Raw genomic sequence first — 20,760 nt, 5'->3', positions numbered from 1 at the left:
CTCTCTTCCTGCCCTGCTTATTAATAACATCCGATGTCAGGGCATAGGATGGTAGCATTGACCTCCATTGCTTGTTACTCGAATTTATAGGGCTTTTTAAGTTAAGATATTGTAAAATGGAAGGTATAGGATGGTTACACCAGAGAGGGGATTATCCGTGTCCAATCGACTACAACTCCTCCTTGCGGCAGATTTCGCTGATTTGAGCGATGCAATCCAAGAAGAGATTTATTATGAATTCTATGATCTTGTATACGGTCAGATATTATATATCGTACGGGATCATGCTGCTGTTGAGGACATTATTCAGGAATCTTTCATTAAAGTCATTACGAGCAAGCCCGATTTCGATCTGGAGAGCAAGATGCGGGGATGGCTCCGGGTCGTTGCCAAGAACTGTACCATGAATTATCTAAGAAAAAATAAAAAATACCGTAACCAAGTCGATGTTGACAGTGTTTTTATTCATGAAGACGATGTAGCGGTCTCATCACTGAATGTAGAGAATCAGGTTGAATCCAATCTGCTGGAGCAGTCGATTGAACTATACCTTGAGAAGCTGAAACCAGAATATCGTCTGTTGATCGAATGTCGATGGAAGCATGGCTTGAGCTATAAAGAGATTGCTGACTTGCTGGATACGCGTGAAGATATAGTGAAGCAGCGCCTATACCGCGCCAGAGAGTCCGTGAAGAAAATGATGTACAGAGAGTGGGGTGAATTGGATGAGCAACGGAAGATACGATGACGATCGGAAAGCGTCTTACAGCGAAGCGTTTGATGATGCATTTGACGAAGCTTTTGAGCATGCAGCTTCACGTTCCTCATACCCCATGAACGAAGAATCGAAGCGGCAATCCTGGCAGAAGATGAAGCAGCAGATCGATGGGATGAAGAAGCGCAGACGGCGCAGGCATTATATACAGATCGCGGGCATCATCGCTGCTTCCATGGCCCTCGGCGCAGTACTCTTTGCTCCGACGACCATGACCCAGGCTGTTACGCCGGTCTATCATGAGATCAGGGATTGGGGGAACGGTATCGTTGGCCAGGTATTCGGCAGAAGAACGCCGGAGACAGGCATCGCTCTAACACCTCCGCCTCCAGATTACGAAGCCGGACCTGTGACCTCTCCTGCTGATCAAGAAGCGGCACCGGATCATGATGTTCCCCCTGCGGAAGTTGTTGATGTGGATACCACTGAATTTATTGAAACAGACGAAGCATTGCCGGAATCGCGCAAACGTGCGCAATTCCAGATTCCTGTATTTGAATATATTCCGGATGAGTTTAAATTCTATGAAGCGAATGCCTTGTTAATAGGGGACAACTCTCAATTCGATGAATTGAATCTCCAGTACAAGAACAATAAAGATCAATTTCTACACATTAATATGCTAAGCCTTGAGGGCGACAAACAGCTTGGTGTTGGTGGCAAAATCGTGGATACGATCAAGCTGGATAACGGAAAGGCTGTCTATATTCGAGAACATGGCGTCACTTTGCTCCACAATAATGATCAATTGGTCGTCACGATCAATGGAGTGACAACAACTGATGAATTGATTAAAATCGCAGAAAACATGAAATAGAGTCTGGGGTGAGTGGTTGAGCAGCCAAGGATACAATCATGATAAGACCGAGCCTAATGATCAGGCATCTGAAACAGACCTCAATAAAGCCATCAATCATTTGGCCTCTTGCTCCTCTATCGAACCAAAGCAACAATCCTGGCAGCAATTGAAACAGCAGCTCGATCAGAGAAGGAAACGCAAGCAACGCAAATATCACTTCCAGATGGCCTGCGTGATCGCGGCTTCCGTGGCTCTCGGAGCTGTCCTGTTCCCCCCCTTGACCGCAACCCAGGCCGTAACGCCGATCTATCAAGAGATCAAGGATTGGGGAAATGGCGTTGTTGGACAGATTTTCGGTAGAGAGACGCCTATAACAGGCACCGCACTTACTAATCCTCCCCCTGGACCTACAATACCTGTTCCGGCAGAAGACGTACTGCCAGCAGAGGTCATTGATGTTAAAACCAGTGAGTTTATCGAAAAGGATGAAGCGTTACCAGAATCACGTAAACGTGCCCTTTTTCAAATTCCTGTATTCGAATATATTCCGGATATATTTACATTTCATGAAGCAAATGCTCTACTAATAGGAAGATAATCCTCGGTTTGATCAGATGTTGCTCCATTATAGAAATAATGAAGATAGATACTTTACCATCAGCATGGTTAGTCTTAAAGGTGGCAAGCAGCTCGGCGTAGGGGGGCGAGTCGTTGACACAATCAAGCTTAATGACGGGAAAACCGTCTATATACGAGAACAAGCCATCACTTTGCTCCACAACAATGATCAATTGGTAGTCATGATCAGTGGCGTACTGACGATCGATGAAATGCTCAAGATAGCAGAACACATGAAATAGATTAATATCTGACATAAACTGCTGTAAATTATGAATTACTGAGAACGGGGGGTGAATGGGATGAGTAGCCGAAGACACGATGATGAAATGAATGAGCATGATGATCAGTCGTTTGAAGATAACTTCAACGAAGCCTTCGATCAATCAGCTTCTCGCTCCTCTTCCCCTCTGAACGATGAATCAAAGCAGCAATCCTGGCAGCAATTGAAACAACAGTTAAATCAGATGAAAAAACGCAAGCAACGCAAATATCATTTCCAGATTGCCTGCGTGATCGCGGTTTCCATGGCTCTCGGTGCCGTCCTGTTCTCCCCTTTGACCACAACCCAGGCCGTAACGCCGGTCTATCAGGAGATCAAGGATTGGGGAAATAGTGTTGTTGGTCAAGTTCTCAACAAAAAATCTCCGGATAATAAGGTGGCTCTAACGCCTCCACCTCCAAACCATGAGGCTGGACCTGATCCTGAATTTCCACCAGCAGAAGTTATTGACATTAAGAACATTGAATTTATCGATAAGGATGAATCATTGACGGAATCCAGAAAACGATCTCTAATTTATATTCCCGAAGTTCAATATATTCCAGAAGACTATACTTTCGTTGAAGCTTACTCACTAGTAACGGAAGATAACCCCAGATTTGATCATATCACTCTTCTTTATAAGAACAGCGATGAAAAATTTTTATATATCGGATTTATTGGATTAAGTCCAGACTCGAGACTAGGAATTGGTCGCAATGTCATTGATTCGATTGTCTTAGAGAATGGTACAAAGGCTAACATAAGAGAAGGTGGAGGAATCGATTTTCTCTATGATAATGACCAGATAGTTGTGCATATCGGCCCATTACCAAGAGAAGAATTAATTACGGTAGCCAACCATATTAAGTAATTCCTTCTACAAGGGTACACCGTCTATATTCGAGAGCTAGCATGATGAGCAGAGCATTAAGGAACGGCGAAATGATTATTACTGCAAAGTGTATGAAATAGAGTAGGAATTTATATACCAGAAATACAGTATGTACCAGACGGTTACACTTTTATGGAAGCGTATGCTCTTGTAACTGAGGAAAATCCCAAATTTGATCAACTGGACGTTCACTACAAAAACAACAACGGTAACTATTTATTTGTAGGTTATGTAGGACTAAATGATAATAAACGTTTTGGAATCGGCGGAGAAGTCATTGATTCGGTTATTCTAAAAAATGGGACCAAGGCAAACTTAAGGATAAAGGTATAGACTTTCTTTACGATAACGATCAAATGGTCGTATATATCTCTGGTCTATTATCAAGAGAAGAATTAATCAAGATGGCTAACCATATTAAATAACTTCATGATTATCGTTTCCACCTCGGCTAATTTCCAAAGACACGCTCTGTCCGTTTTACGTTAAAAGATGCGTATATGCTGGTTTTATCACTTATTCGTCCGATATAGCCCTTCATTTAGTTAAAAGCCTGTACATTTGCAGCCTTAATGATCATATACGAAACAAAGGATCTGTTGACCGAAAGAAACACGAAGGGGCTGCCCAGAAGATTGGACAGCCCTTTCATCAAAATTTAACATTATGAGCCCATCAACATAGAATCCGTATAATAGGTCCCTTCTTCGTACGTACCACTTTCGTTAACCCAGTGAGTCGTTTTACCCCGATAATAGTATCCGGCTTGGATACTAAAATTTTTGTTTCCAACTAATGTGGAACGATTGTTGCCTAAATCATAGGCGCTGCCTGCATCCACCCATGCGGAACCCGTCCAACGCTGTAATATGTAATTGATACCGATCGAATCAACGGTTTGGGTGGCGTTGGTGGTTCCTTGTATATTTGCTTGCGTATTGCTTGCTCTTGAAATCTTTGAAATAAAAGTATAAAGATACTTATTCGCGACTAATGACTGCTCCACATTCAGGTTATGTTCAACCGGAGGCGGCGGCGTAAGGGCTCCCGGCTCCCACTGTTGTGCCGTATCGGCGTGGGCTTGGCCGAACACGGTAAGACTGACAAGAAAGCTGATGATAAGTGCGGATAAAATGCGTTTGGATCTGTCGATAAATGACATGATATCACCTTTCTCTCCTAAATTTGTCGATTGCACAACCATATATTAACATGCAGATTTGACGAATAAGTATCTAAAAGTTCTCGAAATGTTATAGTTTTCGCAACTTTTCTGCAAATAAAAAGAAACAGCGACATGAAATGTCACTGCTTCTTTCAGTATCCAGTTTAAGCGCCTGCTTCTTCATGAAACAAAGGCATCTGATATGGCTGCTGCTTCACTAGACGGATCCGAGAGATCCGTTTATTCTCGGTTTCCTCAATTACGAATAGGTAGTCTTCATATATAACCGACTGACCTTTGTGCGGGAGCAGCACTTCCAGGCGTGAGGAGAGCCATCCGCCGATGGTATCATAGTCTTCTGTATCCACGTTCAGGCCAAACTGACCATTAATTTCGTCAATCAGCATCAATCCATCGATGGAGTACTCATCCTCCCCCACCTGCTCGATTCCTGGCCGCTCTTCGTCAAACTCATCTTGAATTTCGCCGACGATTTCTTCCATGATGTCCTCTAACGTCACCAACCCGGAAGTACCGCCATACTCGTCGATGAGAATCGCGATTTGCGTCTTACTCCGCTGCATGCGGCGCAGCAGCTCACTAATCTTGATGGACTCGGGAACCGCAATAATTGGCCGGATTAATGACAGATAATCGTGAGCCATGCCTCGCATCAAGTCCTTAATATGAATGAATCCAATAATATGGTCCTTGTCTTCATCGCAGACAGGATACCGCGTTCGCGTTCCTTCACTGGCAATGCTCATGTTCTCTTCCAAGGACAGGTTATTGTACAGGCAGATGATCTCGGTTCTTGGAATCATGATCTCCCGAGCCGTCGTATCTGCAAATTCGAATATATTATCGACCATCGTCATTTCTTCGTTGTTGATCAGACCGATTTCGCTGCTCTCTTTCATCATGTCCCTGATCTCTTCCTCCGTATGAACGTTGCGTTCCACCACCGGCTTCATCCGGAACAGGCGCAGCAAGTTGTTCGACAGGCCATTCACGAACCAGATAAGCGGAAAGATGATTTTATAAAATACACTAAGCGGTCCTGCGGAGAGCAAGGTAATGCGTTCCGCCTTGCGCACGGCGACCGTCTTCGGCGCCAGTGCACCGAACACAATATGCATTATGGCAATCAGTACAAACGCAATCACTAGCGAAACCGTATGAATCGCCGAATCGCTCCAGCCCATTCCTGCGAACCATGGGGTAATGGTAGAGGATATCGCCCTCTCGCCGATCCATCCAAGACCGATGGATACGATCGTAATGCCGAACTGGCATGCAGACAAATACCCATCCAGATTCCGCAGTATGTTTTGTGCATATTTTGCCGAGCGGTGCCCTTCTTCAACCAGAGCATCGATTCGACTGCTCTTCACTTTCACGAAAGCAATTTCAGCCGATACAAAGAACCCATTCAACAGGACTAACAACAATACCAAGGCCAAGCTTATCAAACTCGGTAAGGGGTCACTCAATCGTTCTCCTACCCGCCATACGAGGTGCTATGACGAATAGGAACACCTCCTTCGGTTATTAAAAATGTGTGGTGCCATCAAGCATAACAGCGTGTTCCGAGAACGCATCAACTTCCCAATGGGCTCATCTCCTTATCTTATTCCGTCGTATACAAGCTATATAAGTAATTATATAATACTACGTTACACAGTCAAACTTTGTCTTATGACAGGAATACGCCTTGTTAGGCGTTATAATTTGATTCTCGCCCGGAAGCACCCTTTTCCGAGGGAATGGTACATTCTATGAATAACCATGCAAATTCGTTATGAAAAAGGGCCTTCTTATAGTTTCATAGCCACTGCTTGCATCCATTTCATGCTGAAGAACCTCCATCTACTATACAGTAGACGGAGGTTCGCACATTCTGGTGTATTATCTGGCGGTTGGAGGTGGATTACCAACGACGCCTGGATATTGATAATGCAGCGGCTGATCGAATACAACATAATCGAGGTTCACCATGAGCAGGATTACGCGACGTCCCGTAGATTTTTCGCTGATGATGATATGATCGCGACCCGCAGCCTCGATCGTCCCTGTAAACACTTTTGCATTCCACTGGGAGTTGTTCTCATAGGTCATGTAAAAAGTAGCTTGATGCCCGAGGTTCAGACGCAAAATATTCTCGATGTAGGATTGCTCGAATTGCGGCGGTGCTGGTAGGACCGTTCCTCCTGGCGTAATGGGACTGCCGCTTGGTACTTGCGGCGGAACATTCGCTGTGTAGCCGGCGTTTCCACGGAAAGGAACCTGCGGATACCCCACTCCATTCATAAAGTTCACCGGGGGCACACCTTGATTATACATAAGTATTTCCTCCTTATAATGATATCCCCGCCAATATTGGCAGGCAGTATATAGGGTGAATCAATAATAAACTAACGGACAATCGTCATACGTCGGAGCGAAGAAACAATGTGCTTTGAACCGTCCGGTATTCTGCTGATCGTACCATGTCCCCGGGCAGCCTCCAGAAGGACGGAAGAACCACAACGCATTCGTCGCAGGCCATGTGCGCTCACCGTTGATCACCCGCTCTGCAAGCCGTTTATCCGCTTCCCTGGCTCTTTGGTAGAAATAACCCTTCTGTGTCGCCTCAAATCCACCGGGACTTTGAAATACCATATCGTTAATATTGCGAATATTCATAAAATCTAAGCAACTGGATAGAACCCGGTTAACTCCGACATTGCCGACCATCAGCATGCCCAGTTCACCCTCGCCTTCCGCCTCCGCACGGAGCAATCTTGCCAGAAGATCGACATCACTTGAGTTTGTTTTAATGACTGCCACAGCTTTCCCCTCGCTTCCCCTTAGATCACCCTCTATCCTATGTGCATTCGCCCATAATGGTGACGATGAAGACACGAAAAAAAGCATAATCACCCAATCATTGTATTGGATGACTATGCTGATTAGACCAGGATACAAGCAGTTATTTCGACAAATGAACAGGAGAAGCCCCTTACTCACTCGTTAGAGCGTGTACACTGTATGTTTTGAAGTCAGATCAGACCCCAATTAATTGCTTGAGGTATTGGTAACTGAACGTGTACGAACCAGAACCAACTTGCAGGACGACCTCAGCCCCCGTGTTCTGAATGTCAGTAATGCCGATGGCTTCGCTGAGTGGATTTCCATTCTCCGTAACACCGGATATCGACGCAACTCCTGGCAGCCGGATCTCTGCCGTCGTATTAGCGGGAATCGTTATCTCTAGCTTCAATACGCCATCTGAACCATAACTCCAGTAGGAGCGGATCTTCCCGTACATTGTCTCAAGCTTGCCCTCAGCCCAAGTCAATTGTTCTTTAGGCACGGGAGCAATAACCATATGTTTATAACCAGGGGAGCGCTCGATAGGCTGAATACCCGCAACCGTACGATATAACCAATCTCCGATTGCTCCATAAGCATAATGATTAAACGAGTTCATGTCTTTGCTCCAGAAGCTGCCATCCTCCTTAATGCCATCCCAATGTTCCCAGATGGTCGTGGCTCCTTTGGTGACCGGATACAGCCAAGACGGGAAGTCCTGTTGGAAAAGGAGTTTATATGCGGCTTCATGCAATCCATGTTTGCTCAGGGCATGACTGATATAAGGCGTGCCTACAAAACCAGTCGTCAGGTGATGATTGCTCTCTTCGAGCAGACGACTCAATCGTTTAGCTGTGCGCTGCTCAGCCTGTTCATTCAGCAGATCGAACATTATCGCCAATACGTGAGCAGTCTGCGTAGAAGCCGCAAGTCGACCGGATGGCGTGACGAATTCTTCACGGAACGCTTCAATTACATTTTGTTTTAGCTCTGCGTAATGCTGTGCATCCTGCTCCTGACCAAGAACAAGCGCGGTACGATGGACCAAATCAACCGAATAAGCATAGTACGCCGATGCGATGAAATCACGCTCTGTTGCACCCACGTAATCACCGGATTTGGCGTCCAGACCGAGCCAATCACCGAAGTGAAAGCCCGTATTCCACAAATATTCCTGCTCCCCTTGACCACGAATATAGCCAACCCAACGCTTCATACTCTCGTATTGTCTTTCCAGGATGCGAGTATCTCCATAACTCACATATAACGTCCAGGGGCAGATAACAGCCGCATCTCCCCAAGCGGCTGATCCGTACTCCCCCTCGCCGAGAACATGTGGGACTACGTGAGGGACAGCCCCGTCAGATCTTTGATCTGCCCCCACATCGCCAAGCCATTTGGTGAAGAATGGAGCAATATTGGAGAGATAAGCTGCCGTTTGGATGAACATCTGTGCATCCCCGGTCCAGCCTAACCGCTCATCGCGCTGCGGACAATCGGTCGGAACGTCAAGGAAATTACCTTTGAGTCCCCAGCGTATATTGCTCTGAAGCTGATTAATGAGCGGATCCGAGCATTGGAAATCCCCCGTCGCCTCCATGTCGGAATGCAGGACGACCGCTTCGAATTCTGCCTGATTCAGTACATCGTCAGGTCCTGATATTCGTACGTATCGAAATCCCTGAAAAGTAAACCGTGGTTCATACGTCTCACGACCATCCCCTTTGAGCGTATACTGAATGCTCTGCTTCGCGGTTCTTAAATTGTCGATATAGAAATTCCCCTCCGCATCCAATACTTCGGCATGCTGAAGTGAAACTGTGGTACCTGCTTCACCCTGGATTCTGAACCGGACCCAGCCAACCAGATTCTGACCGAAGTCGATTACGCGTTCGCCCTTCGGCGTCGTAATCCATTCCACGGGCTTGACGGTCTGAATCGCACGTACTGGTTCATTGATCTGTGGCACTAAGGTATCAAAACCGCGCGCCAACACCTCTACTTCTGACCAATTCGCATCATCGTATTCGGTTGTACTGAAATCGTTAATCTCCAACCTCGCATCATAGATTTCCCCATGATACAGTTCCGACATCAAGATCGGTCCGAGCGAAGAACGCCAATTCCGATCGGTAACGATCCTCTCTTCCCTGCCATCCTCATAAGTAACGTGGAGCTGAAGCAATAACGCCAAGCGATCACCATAATACTCCTTCTGTCCGCCCCAGCCCAGATTTCCTTTGTACCATCCATTTCCGAGCCATGCCCCGATGGCATTGCTGCCGGGATGCAGCATGGATGTAACATCATAAGTTTGCGTTTGAATCGTGTGATTATAACTGGTCCAGCCCGGTGTGAAATACCGATCATCAACGCTGCCCATTCAGCTCTAATTCGTATAGCCCGAGTGCCGTCGCGTAGATTCGTGCCTGCTTGATTGCAGAGTCGATCTGGAAGCCTCTTCGCAGCAACGGCGGTTGGGTCGAAGCTTCCGGGATTAGCGAACTCGGCGTTGTGATCCATTCTCCGACCCAAGTTTCGCCGGCCATAATCCCCATTTCCCAGAACGCCGTATCGGACCAATCTGATTCCTGTCCTGCCTGGCTTATTACGCGCACCCGATAATAATAACGCTTACAAGACTGGGCCTCCACTTCATTCAGCTCGACATGAACCGATTGAGAAGAAGTTACTGTACCCGAACTCCAAATGAGACTGGCGAATTGATCATCTTCGGCAACTTCAATCTCGTAGGCAGACTGGGAAACCGCTCTTTCATCCGATTGAAGCTTCCAGCTTATTCTGGGATGCCGCTCGCCTATACCAACAGGATTAGACTTATACTCGCATCGCAGATCCGTAACTTTGACCATATCATTACCTCCATTTTCTGATACTGATTTCCGATATCACCCGACATACTGACAGGCTCCCAATAACTTCATGATTTCAACTATATTATAAGAGAACAATTGAATTATATTATGGGTATAATGGACAATATCATTAGGTATATCGGACATAAGGGAAAGAGGTGTGCTACTTTTGAATCGACCGATGGAAACCTATCGTGGCGAACATTTTTTTCATGACGGCAAATTGGTTTATATTAACCGGAACATGGAGAATTTCGAGGGTCTATATCATAACCATGATTTCCTGGAGATTGCATACATTGCAGAAGGAGAAGGATTCCATCATATCGAGGATACGGTCCAAAAGGTGCGCAAAGGGCATATTTTCTTTATTCCGCTAGGAGTATCACATGTGTTCAGGCCAACCTCGGCCCAAGCGCAACCGCTAATTGTGAACAATTGCATCTTCTCCAGCCTGCTGCTGCCTAAACTGATCGCATTCGTGACTGATCCGGACACCACTGCCTTCTTGAAGCGAATGGAAGAAGGTTCTCTCGGATTTGAGTCGGCCGTCGACCGTAATGACCGATTTGAGTTCATATTTCGTGCTCTCTACGAGCAGAATGCGCTGTCCCTCGAAGGATCTGAAGATTACCTCCATGCCCTGCTGCTGCAGTTGATTATTGAATTCAGTCGAGCAACGCTCCAACTGCCGGAGAGCAAACGCACCGAAACGCAGAATTATACTTTTCAAGATGTGCTTGAATACGTCGAGAAGCATTACATGCATGAGCTGACGTTGTCCCACCTCGCACAGATCAGCCGTTTCAGCGAACGCCATATCCAGCGTCTCTTCCGCCGATTTACCGGGCAGAGCTGGCATCATTACCTGCAATCGGTTCGAATTCGTAGAAGTAGGCAGCTGCTTCGGAATTCTTCCGACAAAATCAGCGTCGTTGCCGAACGTGTAGGCTACAAAGACATTCATTCGTTTAATACGGTATTTAAACGTAATACCGGACTTACACCCGGGCAATATCGGAGAGAGGGTAGAGATTCAACCACGTTGAACGAATAGCTCTGGAAAAAAGGACTGCCCCAAAAAATCATGGAAATGACGGGGGCAGCCCTGCAAGGTTCTTATTGGGTGGGGGTCATACCCCCTCCTCTACTATTTTAAGTGACGTAATATGTCCTTGTTCGAAGCCCACATCGATGGAACAAGCAGAGCGATTACCCCCAGAATCGGAGCCAATAATAGCAACAATACGATTAACGTTGTAGGCATTGACACGCTCGAAGCTCCTAATGATAAACCGATATGCATGGAGATCCACAGCGAGAGAAGCAGAGATACGCCCCCACAGATCGTAGTGATGATCAGCCCTTCAAATAACAGGCTATACCTTTGGGTTTTCTTGCTCAGCCCAATTACCCGCAGTACTGAAAATTCAGGCAGCCTCTCTTTTATGCTACTGATTGAACTATTCATGATCCCTACAAGCGAAAGTGTAATTAAGATCAGCACTGCGATGAGCAATATGAACATGCGCTGGTTAAACTGTTCCACGAATTCGTTCAACGCCTCATAGCGGTCAAATATCGCCAAATCACCTTCTAACCCTAAGTCGAGAATAAGTTGATCGATGTGAGATAGAACATCTTCAAGAACGTTGTCCCCCACATTGACTCTTAACTCTTCATGGTTCTTAATGCTAAACCATGCCTCCATATTTCCAGTGTTGGTGAGCAAAAGAACGTTACTGTCCTCACCCAAGATGTCTAGATTCTCGATGATGCTCGCCACTTCAAATTGAACAGGCTCATCGTAACCTTCTTCATAAACGATTAATTCAACGACATCCCCAATATGGTATCCAAGATATTCCGCAGCCGCTTGTGTGATTACTGCCTGATCTGCTGCTATACGGCTTGGATTTGTTTCCCCTTCAATGACAGCTCCATGATCAAAAAGTTTGCTTAAGTCAGTGCCGGTTAACCGTAATAGAACTTCCTGCGTTTCATCCATCGTATTTGAAGCACTCTCAGGGGGGAGATTATTAATTTTAGAAAATATTGATTTTGTGAAAAAAAGTGAATATTCCGATACCCCTTCCACTTCCATCAATTGTTCATATAGTTTCTCTGTAAAGCCATCGGCTTGAAACTGATAATTGCCGTAAGCCGCTTGTACGATGCGAAGGTCTGACGGTTTCTGATTAAACATATTTGCTATGCTTTCACGCTTTACCGTATCCAAAGTCGTATAACCGAGAACCGCCAAGGAGAAGCTGGCAATGACAATAGCGGCAATCTGTGTGTTGCGCTTGATCTGCCTAAGTGCATTTAAAGGCGCGATTCGATAAAAACGTTGATTTGAAAACAGATCGATCAACTGAAGAAAGCCCAGTATGCCCCACTTTAAGAAAAAGGGAATGCCATAAATCAACAAAGTCAAAAGCATAAAAATCGTAACAACGTGTAAAATCCAGTTATTCATGATCAAACTAATGCTGGATACAACCAAAGAGGCCATTATAAGAATTACAAAATAAATAGAGTTCATTCTCTTCGACACGGGCTGCAGCACTGCTGTTTGATAAGCTTCAATCGGTGGCGCTTTGCTTGCTTGATAAGCCGGAATTGTCACGGCAGCCAATATGAGTAAAGCGTAAATGAGCACATAAGTTGTAAGGCCGCGCCAAGGAATCGCAATATCGGTGATAGGTACATTCATCAAGCTATCGATTTGGTTTAGGATCACAACAGGCACGATGAAACCGACTATGGAGCCAACAAATAAAGCAAGTCCTCCAATGATCGCGGATTCGAATACGGTCATGCCAAAGAGGAAGCGTCTGGAAGCGCCAAGAATTCGAAAGACGGCTAGCTCCTGCTGTTTTTCCTGTATGGAAATTTGCAAAATGCTGATTAACAGCAGACTGCTTACAATTAATACCGCCACATTTAAGCCTGTCAAAATCGGGTACATCCCGCCAATATTTTCTCGATGTTCGTCCGCTTCATCCAGCGTGTCCACTCTTAATGCCGGATCGATCTGCTGCAGGATTTCGGACTCGACTTTTGATTTCGATTCGTAGGTGTCCAGTTTAAGCATTAAAGCCGTAGGTCCTTCTTGCGTTACTGATTCCAACCAATCATAGTTAAAGATCATGACCCGGTTAAGGTATTCAAAGTCTTCAAGTAAGCCCACCACCTTGATCTTGTGATTTGGACCCGGCGGGAAAGGCAATTCGATGATGTCCCCCACCTCTATGTTGTGCAGATTTGCATATTGCGGGGACACGATCACCTCTCCAGGGCCTGGCAGCCGTTGCTCTCCAATTTCGACCATGGTGCTTTCGTAGGCCAAAGGCTCGTCATTAAACCCCACGTATACCGTATCCCACATATTATATTCTGCTTCTTTTCCCAAATAAGGATAGAGCATAGGCGTGGAATCTTCGACATGGTCAAGAGAAGAAATCCTCTGCACTTCATCAGCAGAAAGAGGTTGGTCGGGGTCATCCTCAAGAGATAGTTGATAACCTACATACATATCCAAATCTCCGTACAATTCTTTCACAGAAGCTTCATTCGATTCTTCAATGGAAGCAATCAAAATCTGAGATGAGGTGATGATAATGGCTCCCAGGCTAATACCTATTAATACAAAAAGATTTCGCAGCTTTTGCGATACGATCATGCGATACATCATCTTGAAGTGTCTCATACGCTTAACCCCTGAGCGATGTCGTTCAGCAGTTGTGTACGCTCTTTATGAGAAGTACCTTCACCAGGTGAAAAGTCCTCCACGATTTGGCCATCATGCATAAATAGAACCCGATCGGCATAAGCCGCTACACCGGCATCATGTGTGACCAGAATAAGGGTATGCTTGAAGGAATCGCTCAACAACTGCAAATGTTCCATTACAAGCTTGGAAGTATTAGAATCGAGACTTCCCGTAGGCTCGTCTGCCAGGATGATATCCGGATCGTTAATCAGAGCCCTGGCTATCGCAACCCTTTGCTGCTGTCCTCCAGATAACTTAGATGGAAATGAATGCGCCAAATGGCCAATTTCCAATCTTGAAAGAAGCTCGAGCGCTTTTCCCTCCAGATGTTCGTGTTTCCCTTTGGAGAACATGCTTGGGAGCGTAACGTTTTCCAGCACATTCATCATAGGAATTAAGTGAAAAAATTGAAAGATAAAGCCGAAGTGCCGATTCCTTAACTCGGTCAATTTCTTATCATCAAAAAGGGAGATGTTCTCCCCCTTTAAATAAATCCCGCCTTCCGTCGGATGATCCAGGCCAGATAAAAGATTAAGTAATGTTGATTTACCGGAGCCGCTTGTTCCCATAATGGCGGTAAACGACCCTTTTTCAATCTGTAAGTCCACCCCTTTTAAAGCAGTAATCGTATGATCCCGATCATTTCCGAAACGTTTCGTCACTTGTTGAACAGATAAAATGGTCATATGTCATTCCCTCCCTGATGAACAGTATACAAACCGTTTATCAATGACCGATATCCAACGAATCAATGGCGTATATACGTTTTATAAATTTTTGTTTATACTTCGGCGGAGAATGGCTTCAAAGGCTTTTACAGCAAGGGATGGATGGCTGCGAAAGGGAATTTGCGTATCATTGTGGTCTTAAAATCATTCCGATATAATCAATAAGAAATCTGAATCAGGGGGATTAGATGAAATTCCAACATATTTTACTCGTAGATGACCAGCCTGAAATCATAGAGTTAATGACGGACTATTTAGAAGCCAGTGGATATACGATCTTTACAGCTTCGAATGCTGCAGATGCAGATCAATGGATCCAAGAAGAAAAAATCGATCTTATTCTGCTGGACATTATGATGCCGGGCGAAGATGGATTTAGCTTCTGCAAGAGAATTCGAGAACACTATGCGATGCCGATTCTATTTTTGAGTGCAAAAGAAAGTGATGCCGATAAAATAAGAGGATTGACTATCGGAGCGGATGACTACATTGTTAAATCAGCGAGCCCGGCCGAGATCGTAGCTCGAATAAAAGCCATGGATAGAAGACTTTCTTCCTTCGATACAGAAGTGAATACAACCGTTTCAGGGATTCATGTGGATGAAAAAGCTATGGAAATCAAAATGGAAGGTCAACCGCTTGATCTGACCTTTATTGAATACAAACTGTTTATGTACTTTTATGATCATTTGGAGCAGGTATTGACGTTTGATCAAATCTTATATCGTGTCTGGGGCCATGATATGTACGATTACCAAAACATCCGTGTTTATGTCGCCAAGCTGAGGGAGAAATTATCTCCGTATTCCCAAATCGTTCAACTACATAATGTGCGGTCGGTCGGCTATAAACTATCCAAGGTATCGAACCATGCAACATAAATCGATGCCGATGTACCTTTTTTTCATTGGGGCGGCGTGTTTGATTCTAATTGTTCCCGTCGTTGCAGCCCAACTGATCGACCGGTTCTTCTATTCTACAGAGCCTAATCCCATAGATGATCCGTCCGAATGGGTCGAGACTGTGTTTATGGATGCGGGGGATTGGGGAACGGAGAGCTGGAAAGCTCAATTGGATGAGCAGCTGAGATCTTACGATATGCATGTGTTGGTTACGTCCCCGGAGCAAACATCGATTTATCAGTATCATACAGACCAACCGAACCATTCGGACGGATTGATTGAAACTTACACCGAAACAGCATATAAAACGAATGTATACCATGATGAGGAATGGTTAGGTTCGGTCTATTTGTCTTTCTCACAACCACGACTAGTTCCGGCTGAAAACACGTCAGACCATGTAATCCTGAAGTCTATGTTCGCCATCATCGGATTGCTGCTGCTTGTCTTTTTGTATTTGATTCGTCGGCAAATCTTGAAACCGATTCAATCTCTAATTCAAGCCTCGAACAAAGTTGCTGCGGGACAATATGATGCCCAGCTTGCCACGTCGAGTATTAAAGAACTTCGAGCAGTTTCGGAGGCTTACAGTAAGATGAGCACCAGTCTAGCGGAGCTGGATAGCCAAAGACAAGAACATGAAGCCGATCGGCGCTTTCTTATCTCCTCCATTGTCCATGATTTGCGCACACCGCTCTTTTCCTTGAAAGGTTATCTCGAAGGAATTACGCAGGGAATTGCACAAACAGAAGCAAAAAAAACGCAATACCTTGATCGATCCATCGAGTTGACTCATCGTCTGGAAGGGCTAATCTCCATGTTGTCCCAATACAGCGAGTCGTTATTATCGGCAGAAGAACTAAACCTGCGCTCTGTAGAGATGACATCCTTTATGGATCAAGTCATCCAAGGATTGAATTACCCATTGGAACAAAAACAATTAACCATTGTGAAAAAGTACGCCGTTACACAAACCGTGAACATCGATCAGGCTTTGATGCACCGCGCATTCGAAAATGTGTTCATCAATGCGATTCGATTTAGCCCTAAACAAGGAAGTATACAAGTGATCATCGAACAGCAGCATACGAACGGCATACGCATTTGCATTCAAGACGAAGGCCCCGGGTTCCCTGAACAGGATCTAGGCGAAGTATTCAAACCTCTATATCAAGCAGACAGGTCAAGAGGTCCGGAGCATCCTGGCATTGGATTGGGCCTTGCGATAAGCAAGACCATCATCGAACGTCACCATGGGAGAATCCACGCTTTAAACCGTCCACATCAAGGTGCTGCCCTCGTGATTGAAATAAGGCAGTGAAAATAAACTTCTTTCGATTTGATATACAACCGTAATAAAGACTCCTACAAAGTAAAAAGCAGCTTCATGAGAAGCTGCTTGAGGTTGAATTGATTGTATTGAATGACGATAACGATGACGCTATGAGAAAACAGTCGCACCGACAGGCCCAAATTTATTTTTTATATTTACTGTCATATGCTTCTTGATAAATAGATAAGTATTGATCTACATTCATTTTTTTCAAATTATCAATGTAACTGTCCCATTCTGTATCGAGATTGGCATCCCCTGTTGTGAATCGCGCTATCATTTCTTCCACATAGTCATTAATCGTTTTAGATAAATCTGCAATCTCAATCGCTTGATCATTCGAGAAGAATAGTGGAGGCAGGACATTCTCGAGATTTTGCTGATAGGGTTCGTAATTATTTTTGGCCTCATCATACATTATTACCTCAAGTGGTTTCTCGGAGTTGGCCACTTCACCGAGCCTAAGTTCATTCGTTCGCAACGAAGGTCCCGTCTGACCCCAATTCACATTTTGAACGGTTCCCCAATCCATGACTTGCTTCCACTTGGCTGGCTGTCCGTTGATACCTAATTCATCCGCTTCTGCCTCTGTCCATTCGATTCCTGGACGGCCGATCGTCGAACGGAGAGTTACTTCTTCATTATACAAATAATCTGCTAATCGAAATGCCGCTTCAGAGTGCTTACTGGACTTCATAATCAAGTACTCCCCGCTCCCGACCAAATGGTACGCTTCTCTAGGAGCAACCTGAACTCCATTAGGACCCTTTAGAGGGGGTATTGTCTTGTATTCTAGCCATCTGTTACTAGCACCGTAAAACTCGCTAAATACGCCCATATGCATTGCGGCAGTAGATCCTAGTATAGCCGTATCTGGATTTTCTCCCAGCCGTTTCAACTGATCTCCGTCCTGAGTCAACGACTGTGGATCTAACAGCTTTTCCTTATACAGCATATTCAGATAACGCAGACCTTCACGCCATTCCGGTTTACCGTACGGTACAACCACCTGATCATTCTCCAAATACACTCGATCACCGCCTGGATTGTAGATGAAGGCATTCATGATGAAAGAGTCAATGCCCGTGTAAAATCCTGTAGGGGACCCAGAAAGCGGAATCTCATCGGCTTTTCCATTACCGTTCGGGTCATTCTCTTTAAAAGCCTTCAGTACCTGATAGAATTCATCTGTCGTAGTAGGCATGGTCAAGCCCAATTCATCCAGCCAAGGTTGATAGATCCACATTCTGCGCGGCAAAGTGCAATGAAAGCATTCATTGGTATGAGGCAAGGAATAAATATTGCCATCCGGGGCTGTAATCGATTCTTTCACGATCGGTAATTTCTCAAACATTTTTTTCGTCTCAAAACCGTATTGCTCCATAAGATCATTTAGGGGAAGGATTATCCCTTGGCTCCCGAAAATCATTTGCTGTGAATTCGACATCCCGAATCCCATAATGACATCAGGTAAATCATCTCCACTGGAGAGCACGAGGTTTAGCTTCTCCGCTGCCGATGAACTAGGAATAACATCCCAATCAATGTGAATATTCGTCTGCTCCTCTAAGTATTTCGTAAATTCATTCGTTGCAAAATCTTCTACAACGGCATTATCAGGAACCATAATACGTATCGTTGTTTTCTCATCCGTGATTGGAAGCTGTCCGGCTGGTGAAACCGCATATTGAGGGTCCTCATTTTTTGTCTCCGATGTATTGTTGTCTCCTTTGGAACATCCACTTAAAATTCCTGTAGTTAACATTATGATTGTAATCACGATTCCCATAAATCTTCTAATCTTCATGTATTCAAACCTCCTAAGTTCATCATAGTTACTATCCTTTAAGTGATCCAATCATGACACCTTTAACAAAATGCTTCTGTACGAACGGGTAAACCAACATTAATGGCAGAGTAGACACAACAATCAGCGAATACTTCAAGAGGACCCGCAGAGCTTCCCTTTTTGCTGTATTTTCGATATCAGCGAGCATGAGTGCATTTACGTCATTCTGAATCAGGATGTTCCGAAGAATGATTTGCAATGGATACATGTCCTGTTTGTTTAAATAAATCATCGCGTTAAAATACTGGTTCCAGTGGCCAACAGCGTAATATAACGTCATAACAGCGATGATCGGCCCAGATAGCGGAATCACAATTTTCCAAACAAACTTGAAATCGTTACAGCCATCCATTTGAGCTGCCTCGAGCAATTCAGGAGGAAGAGAAGTTTGAAAATAGGTACGCGTAATAATGACATTCCAGACACTCAGCGCCCCCGGCAAAACCATGGCCCAAACGGTGTTCAACATGTTCAAATCCTTGACAAGGAGATAGCTTGGAATTAGCCCTCCCGAAAACATCGTGGTGAACACAAATAGAAACATAATTACATTTTTCCCATACAAATCTCTCCGTGAAAGAGGATAGGCTGCCAGAATTGTCATTACGATATTAATAGCCGTCCCAAAAAAGGTATAGTAGATCGAATTAAGAAAACCTGAACCGATCAATTTGTGTTTGAAAACGGCTTCATAACCCATCAAATTGGGCTTAACGGGCCATAACCATACCTTCCCTGCAACAACGGCGGATGGATCGCTGATGGAAGCGCTTATAATATAGATTAATGGATACAAGACCATCAGAAAAAATAACGACATCAGCGTATAAATAAACCATGAAAACATACGATCGCCGATAGATAATTTGGTTTGGAAATTGTCCATTGTATGAAGTCCTCCTTACCACAAGCTGGCTTGGTTGGTTTTACGTGCAATTTGGTTAACCGTGATAATAAGAAGGAAACCAATAACCGATTTGAATAATCCAATTGCGGCTGAATACGAATAGTTCATGGCCTGAGATGCCAGGCCAACCTTATATACATAAGTATCAATGACCTCAGAAGTACGCATATTTAGCGGGTTTTGCATAAGAAGAACTTTCTCGAATCCTACATCCAGCATGCTTCCCATATTTAAAATAAGTAGAATGACAGCCACCGGAATAATGCTAGGCAAATCGATATGCCACATTCTTTGACGCTGACTTGCTCCATCGATCACGGCTGCTTCGTGGAGGGATGGATCCACACTTGAAAGCGCTGCCAAATAAATGATGCAACTAAAACCTGCACTTTGCCAAATACCAGACCATACATAAATGGACTTAAAGAGGTCCGGGTTGCCCATAAAATTGATCGGATCAAAGCCAAAAGCTCCAAGCAACGTGTTAACAATCCCGTTACGTGTATCAAGCAGTTCGAATAACATCCCCACCATGACGACCGTAGAAATGAAATGAGGAGCATAGGTTACCATTTGCACAGTTTTTTTGAACCATCGAATACGCACATAATTGAGACCAAGTGCGAAAAGTAACGGGAAAGGAAATCCGGCGATCAGATTATATAAGTTTAGAAGCAATGTATTCTTTATAATCTTTCCGAAATCGTAGGATTGAATAAATCGACTAAAGTGTTTTAGTCCAACCCATTCACTTTCCCAAATGCCTTTTGATACGGTAAAATCCTTGAAAGCAATCAGTGCCCCATACATAGGGACGTACTTAAATACAACGATGTAGATCATTGGAAGAGAAATCAGTACATATAGTTGCCATGTATTGATTATCTTATCGAGCCTTTCCCTCATTGGTTTCCCCCCTTCAATTGTTTCTAAAGTGTAGCGTGAAGGGTGGAATGAGAATATCTCCACGTGGTTTGAACGTATCCATCTGTTAACATCCGTGCTATTCATTTGCTTTAAGAC

General features: G+C 44.6%; 20 protein-coding genes. 9 read left to right on the top strand and 11 right to left on the bottom strand.

Annotation, left to right across the window (positions count from 1 at the left end; all coding sequences use genetic code 11):
- The first annotated feature begins 157 nt into the window (after window positions 1-157).
- The 6 genes from JCM10914_RS06620 (at window position 158) to JCM10914_RS06595 (ending at window position 3,682) form a co-directional block, all read left to right on the top strand.
- On the top strand, window positions 158-748 hold the full coding sequence (locus JCM10914_RS06620) for an RNA polymerase sigma factor (RefSeq protein ID WP_036717195.1): 591 nt from the start codon (window positions 158-160) through the stop codon (window positions 746-748).
- The gene (locus JCM10914_RS06615) at window positions 726-1,592 is read left to right on the top strand and encodes a DUF4367 domain-containing protein (protein ID WP_023958802.1); all 867 of its coding nucleotides are present in this window, start codon (window positions 726-728) and stop codon (window positions 1,590-1,592) included. Before JCM10914_RS06620 ends, JCM10914_RS06615 begins: the two co-directional genes overlap by 23 nt.
- A gap of 16 nt (window positions 1,593-1,608) precedes the next feature.
- Complete coding sequence (locus tag JCM10914_RS06610) at window positions 1,609-2,172, top strand: hypothetical protein (RefSeq protein ID WP_023958800.1); 564 nt, start codon at window positions 1,609-1,611, stop codon at window positions 2,170-2,172.
- 16 nt (window positions 2,173-2,188) lie between these two features.
- Window positions 2,189-2,434 (top strand): DUF4367 domain-containing protein, encoded by a 246-nt coding sequence (locus JCM10914_RS06605; RefSeq protein WP_052019661.1) that lies wholly within the window; start codon window positions 2,189-2,191, stop codon window positions 2,432-2,434.
- Window positions 2,435-2,494: 60 nt separating this feature from the next.
- Window positions 2,495-3,328, top strand: a complete 834-nt coding sequence (locus JCM10914_RS06600; protein WP_023958797.1) for a hypothetical protein — start codon at window positions 2,495-2,497, stop codon at window positions 3,326-3,328.
- Window positions 3,329-3,481: 153 nt separating this feature from the next.
- Window positions 3,482-3,682, top strand: a complete 201-nt coding sequence (locus JCM10914_RS06595) for a hypothetical protein (RefSeq protein WP_023958795.1) — start codon at window positions 3,482-3,484, stop codon at window positions 3,680-3,682.
- Window positions 3,683-4,013: 331 nt separating this feature from the next.
- Here JCM10914_RS06595 and JCM10914_RS06590 read toward each other — a convergent pair whose 3' ends face one another.
- From JCM10914_RS06590 to JCM10914_RS31680, 6 genes are all read right to left on the bottom strand, one after another.
- Window positions 4,014-4,511, bottom strand: a complete 498-nt coding sequence (locus JCM10914_RS06590) for a hypothetical protein (protein WP_036717193.1) — start codon at window positions 4,509-4,511, stop codon at window positions 4,014-4,016.
- A gap of 167 nt (window positions 4,512-4,678) precedes the next feature.
- Window positions 4,679-6,007 carry a hemolysin family protein gene (locus JCM10914_RS06585; RefSeq protein WP_023958791.1) on the bottom strand — a complete coding sequence of 443 codons (1,329 nt, stop codon included), beginning with the start codon at window positions 6,005-6,007 and terminating at the stop codon, window positions 4,679-4,681.
- Window positions 6,008-6,422: 415 nt separating this feature from the next.
- Complete coding sequence (gene gerQ, locus JCM10914_RS06580) at window positions 6,423-6,857, bottom strand: spore coat protein GerQ (RefSeq protein ID WP_023958789.1); 435 nt, start codon at window positions 6,855-6,857, stop codon at window positions 6,423-6,425.
- A gap of 60 nt (window positions 6,858-6,917) precedes the next feature.
- Window positions 6,918-7,343 (bottom strand): cell wall hydrolase, encoded by a 426-nt coding sequence (locus JCM10914_RS06575; RefSeq protein WP_023958787.1) that lies wholly within the window; start codon window positions 7,341-7,343, stop codon window positions 6,918-6,920.
- Between the two features lie 217 nt (window positions 7,344-7,560).
- Entirely contained in the window at window positions 7,561-9,750 is a 2,190-nt protein-coding gene (locus tag JCM10914_RS06570; RefSeq protein WP_023958785.1) for an alpha-L-rhamnosidase, read from the bottom strand.
- Entirely contained in the window at window positions 9,737-10,240 is a 504-nt protein-coding gene (locus JCM10914_RS31680) for an alpha-L-rhamnosidase N-terminal domain-containing protein (protein WP_023958783.1), read from the bottom strand. The genes JCM10914_RS06570 and JCM10914_RS31680 overlap by 14 nt, the downstream gene beginning before the upstream one ends.
- Before the next feature lie 163 nt (window positions 10,241-10,403).
- On the opposite strand from JCM10914_RS31680, the gene JCM10914_RS06565 reads away from it, so the two are divergent.
- Complete coding sequence (locus JCM10914_RS06565; protein ID WP_231638542.1) at window positions 10,404-11,300, top strand: AraC family transcriptional regulator; 897 nt, start codon at window positions 10,404-10,406, stop codon at window positions 11,298-11,300.
- A gap of 93 nt (window positions 11,301-11,393) precedes the next feature.
- Here JCM10914_RS06565 and JCM10914_RS06560 read toward each other — a convergent pair whose 3' ends face one another.
- Together JCM10914_RS06560 and JCM10914_RS06555 are read right to left on the bottom strand one after the other, a co-directional pair.
- Window positions 11,394-13,955 (bottom strand): FtsX-like permease family protein, encoded by a 2,562-nt coding sequence (locus JCM10914_RS06560; protein WP_023958779.1) that lies wholly within the window; start codon window positions 13,953-13,955, stop codon window positions 11,394-11,396.
- On the bottom strand, window positions 13,952-14,704 hold the full coding sequence (locus JCM10914_RS06555) for an ABC transporter ATP-binding protein (RefSeq protein ID WP_023958777.1): 753 nt from the start codon (window positions 14,702-14,704) through the stop codon (window positions 13,952-13,954). The genes JCM10914_RS06560 and JCM10914_RS06555 overlap by 4 nt, the downstream gene beginning before the upstream one ends.
- A gap of 230 nt (window positions 14,705-14,934) precedes the next feature.
- On the opposite strand from JCM10914_RS06555, the gene JCM10914_RS06550 reads away from it, so the two are divergent.
- The gene (locus tag JCM10914_RS06550; RefSeq protein WP_023958775.1) at window positions 14,935-15,627 is read left to right on the top strand and encodes a response regulator transcription factor; all 693 of its coding nucleotides are present in this window, start codon (window positions 14,935-14,937) and stop codon (window positions 15,625-15,627) included.
- 40 nt (window positions 15,628-15,667) lie between these two features.
- Window positions 15,668-16,969: a cell wall metabolism sensor histidine kinase WalK gene (locus tag JCM10914_RS06545; protein ID WP_158442461.1), complete on the top strand. Its 1,302-nt coding sequence runs from the start codon at window positions 15,668-15,670 to the stop codon at window positions 16,967-16,969.
- A gap of 154 nt (window positions 16,970-17,123) precedes the next feature.
- Here JCM10914_RS06545 and JCM10914_RS06540 read toward each other — a convergent pair whose 3' ends face one another.
- Genes JCM10914_RS06540 through JCM10914_RS06530 form a run of 3 tightly spaced genes read right to left on the bottom strand, consistent with a single transcriptional unit; the run spans window position 17,124 to window position 20,643 of the window.
- Window positions 17,124-18,788, bottom strand: coding sequence for an ABC transporter substrate-binding protein (locus JCM10914_RS06540; RefSeq protein ID WP_023958771.1), 1,665 nt, complete (start codon window positions 18,786-18,788; stop codon window positions 17,124-17,126).
- Between the two features lie 31 nt (window positions 18,789-18,819).
- Window positions 18,820-19,716, bottom strand: a complete 897-nt coding sequence (locus JCM10914_RS06535) for a carbohydrate ABC transporter permease (protein ID WP_023958769.1) — start codon at window positions 19,714-19,716, stop codon at window positions 18,820-18,822.
- Between the two features lie 15 nt (window positions 19,717-19,731).
- Window positions 19,732-20,643 carry a sugar ABC transporter permease gene (locus JCM10914_RS06530; RefSeq protein ID WP_023958767.1) on the bottom strand — a complete coding sequence of 304 codons (912 nt, stop codon included), beginning with the start codon at window positions 20,641-20,643 and terminating at the stop codon, window positions 19,732-19,734.
- Window positions 20,644-20,760 lie beyond the last annotated feature (117 nt).

The organism is Paenibacillus sp. JCM 10914, from assembly GCF_001315105.1.
GTDB lineage: Bacteria > Bacillota > Bacilli > Paenibacillales > Paenibacillaceae > Paenibacillus_AQ.
Note: the sequence above shows the minus strand (reverse complement) of the source record. Positions and strands in the feature narration are given on the sequence as shown.

Excerpts from the sequence above, each read along its gene's own strand:
- JCM10914_RS06615 (WP_023958802.1), top strand. The coding sequence starts at position 726 with ATGAGCAACGGAAGATACGATGACGATCGGAAAGCGTCTTACAGCGAA.
- JCM10914_RS06605 (WP_052019661.1), top strand. The coding sequence starts at position 2,189 with ATGTTGCTCCATTATAGAAATAATGAAGATAGATACTTTACCATCAGC.
- JCM10914_RS06600 (WP_023958797.1), top strand. The coding sequence starts at position 2,495 with ATGAGTAGCCGAAGACACGATGATGAAATGAATGAGCATGATGATCAG.
- JCM10914_RS06595 (WP_023958795.1), top strand. The coding sequence starts at position 3,482 with ATGGAAGCGTATGCTCTTGTAACTGAGGAAAATCCCAAATTTGATCAA.
- JCM10914_RS06590 (WP_036717193.1), bottom strand. The coding sequence starts at position 4,511 with ATGTCATTTATCGACAGATCCAAACGCATTTTATCCGCACTTATCATC.
- gerQ (WP_023958789.1), bottom strand. The coding sequence starts at position 6,857 with ATGTATAATCAAGGTGTGCCCCCGGTGAACTTTATGAATGGAGTGGGG.
- JCM10914_RS06570 (WP_023958785.1), bottom strand. The coding sequence starts at position 9,750 with ATGGGCAGCGTTGATGATCGGTATTTCACACCGGGCTGGACCAGTTAT.
- JCM10914_RS31680 (WP_023958783.1), bottom strand. The coding sequence starts at position 10,240 with ATGGTCAAAGTTACGGATCTGCGATGCGAGTATAAGTCTAATCCTGTT.
- JCM10914_RS06560 (WP_023958779.1), bottom strand. The coding sequence starts at position 13,955 with ATGAGACACTTCAAGATGATGTATCGCATGATCGTATCGCAAAAGCTG.
- JCM10914_RS06555 (WP_023958777.1), bottom strand. The coding sequence starts at position 14,704 with ATGACCATTTTATCTGTTCAACAAGTGACGAAACGTTTCGGAAATGAT.
- JCM10914_RS06550 (WP_023958775.1), top strand. The coding sequence starts at position 14,935 with ATGAAATTCCAACATATTTTACTCGTAGATGACCAGCCTGAAATCATA.
- JCM10914_RS06540 (WP_023958771.1), bottom strand. The coding sequence starts at position 18,788 with ATGAAGATTAGAAGATTTATGGGAATCGTGATTACAATCATAATGTTA.
- JCM10914_RS06535 (WP_023958769.1), bottom strand. The coding sequence starts at position 19,716 with ATGGACAATTTCCAAACCAAATTATCTATCGGCGATCGTATGTTTTCA.
- JCM10914_RS06530 (WP_023958767.1), bottom strand. The coding sequence starts at position 20,643 with ATGAGGGAAAGGCTCGATAAGATAATCAATACATGGCAACTATATGTA.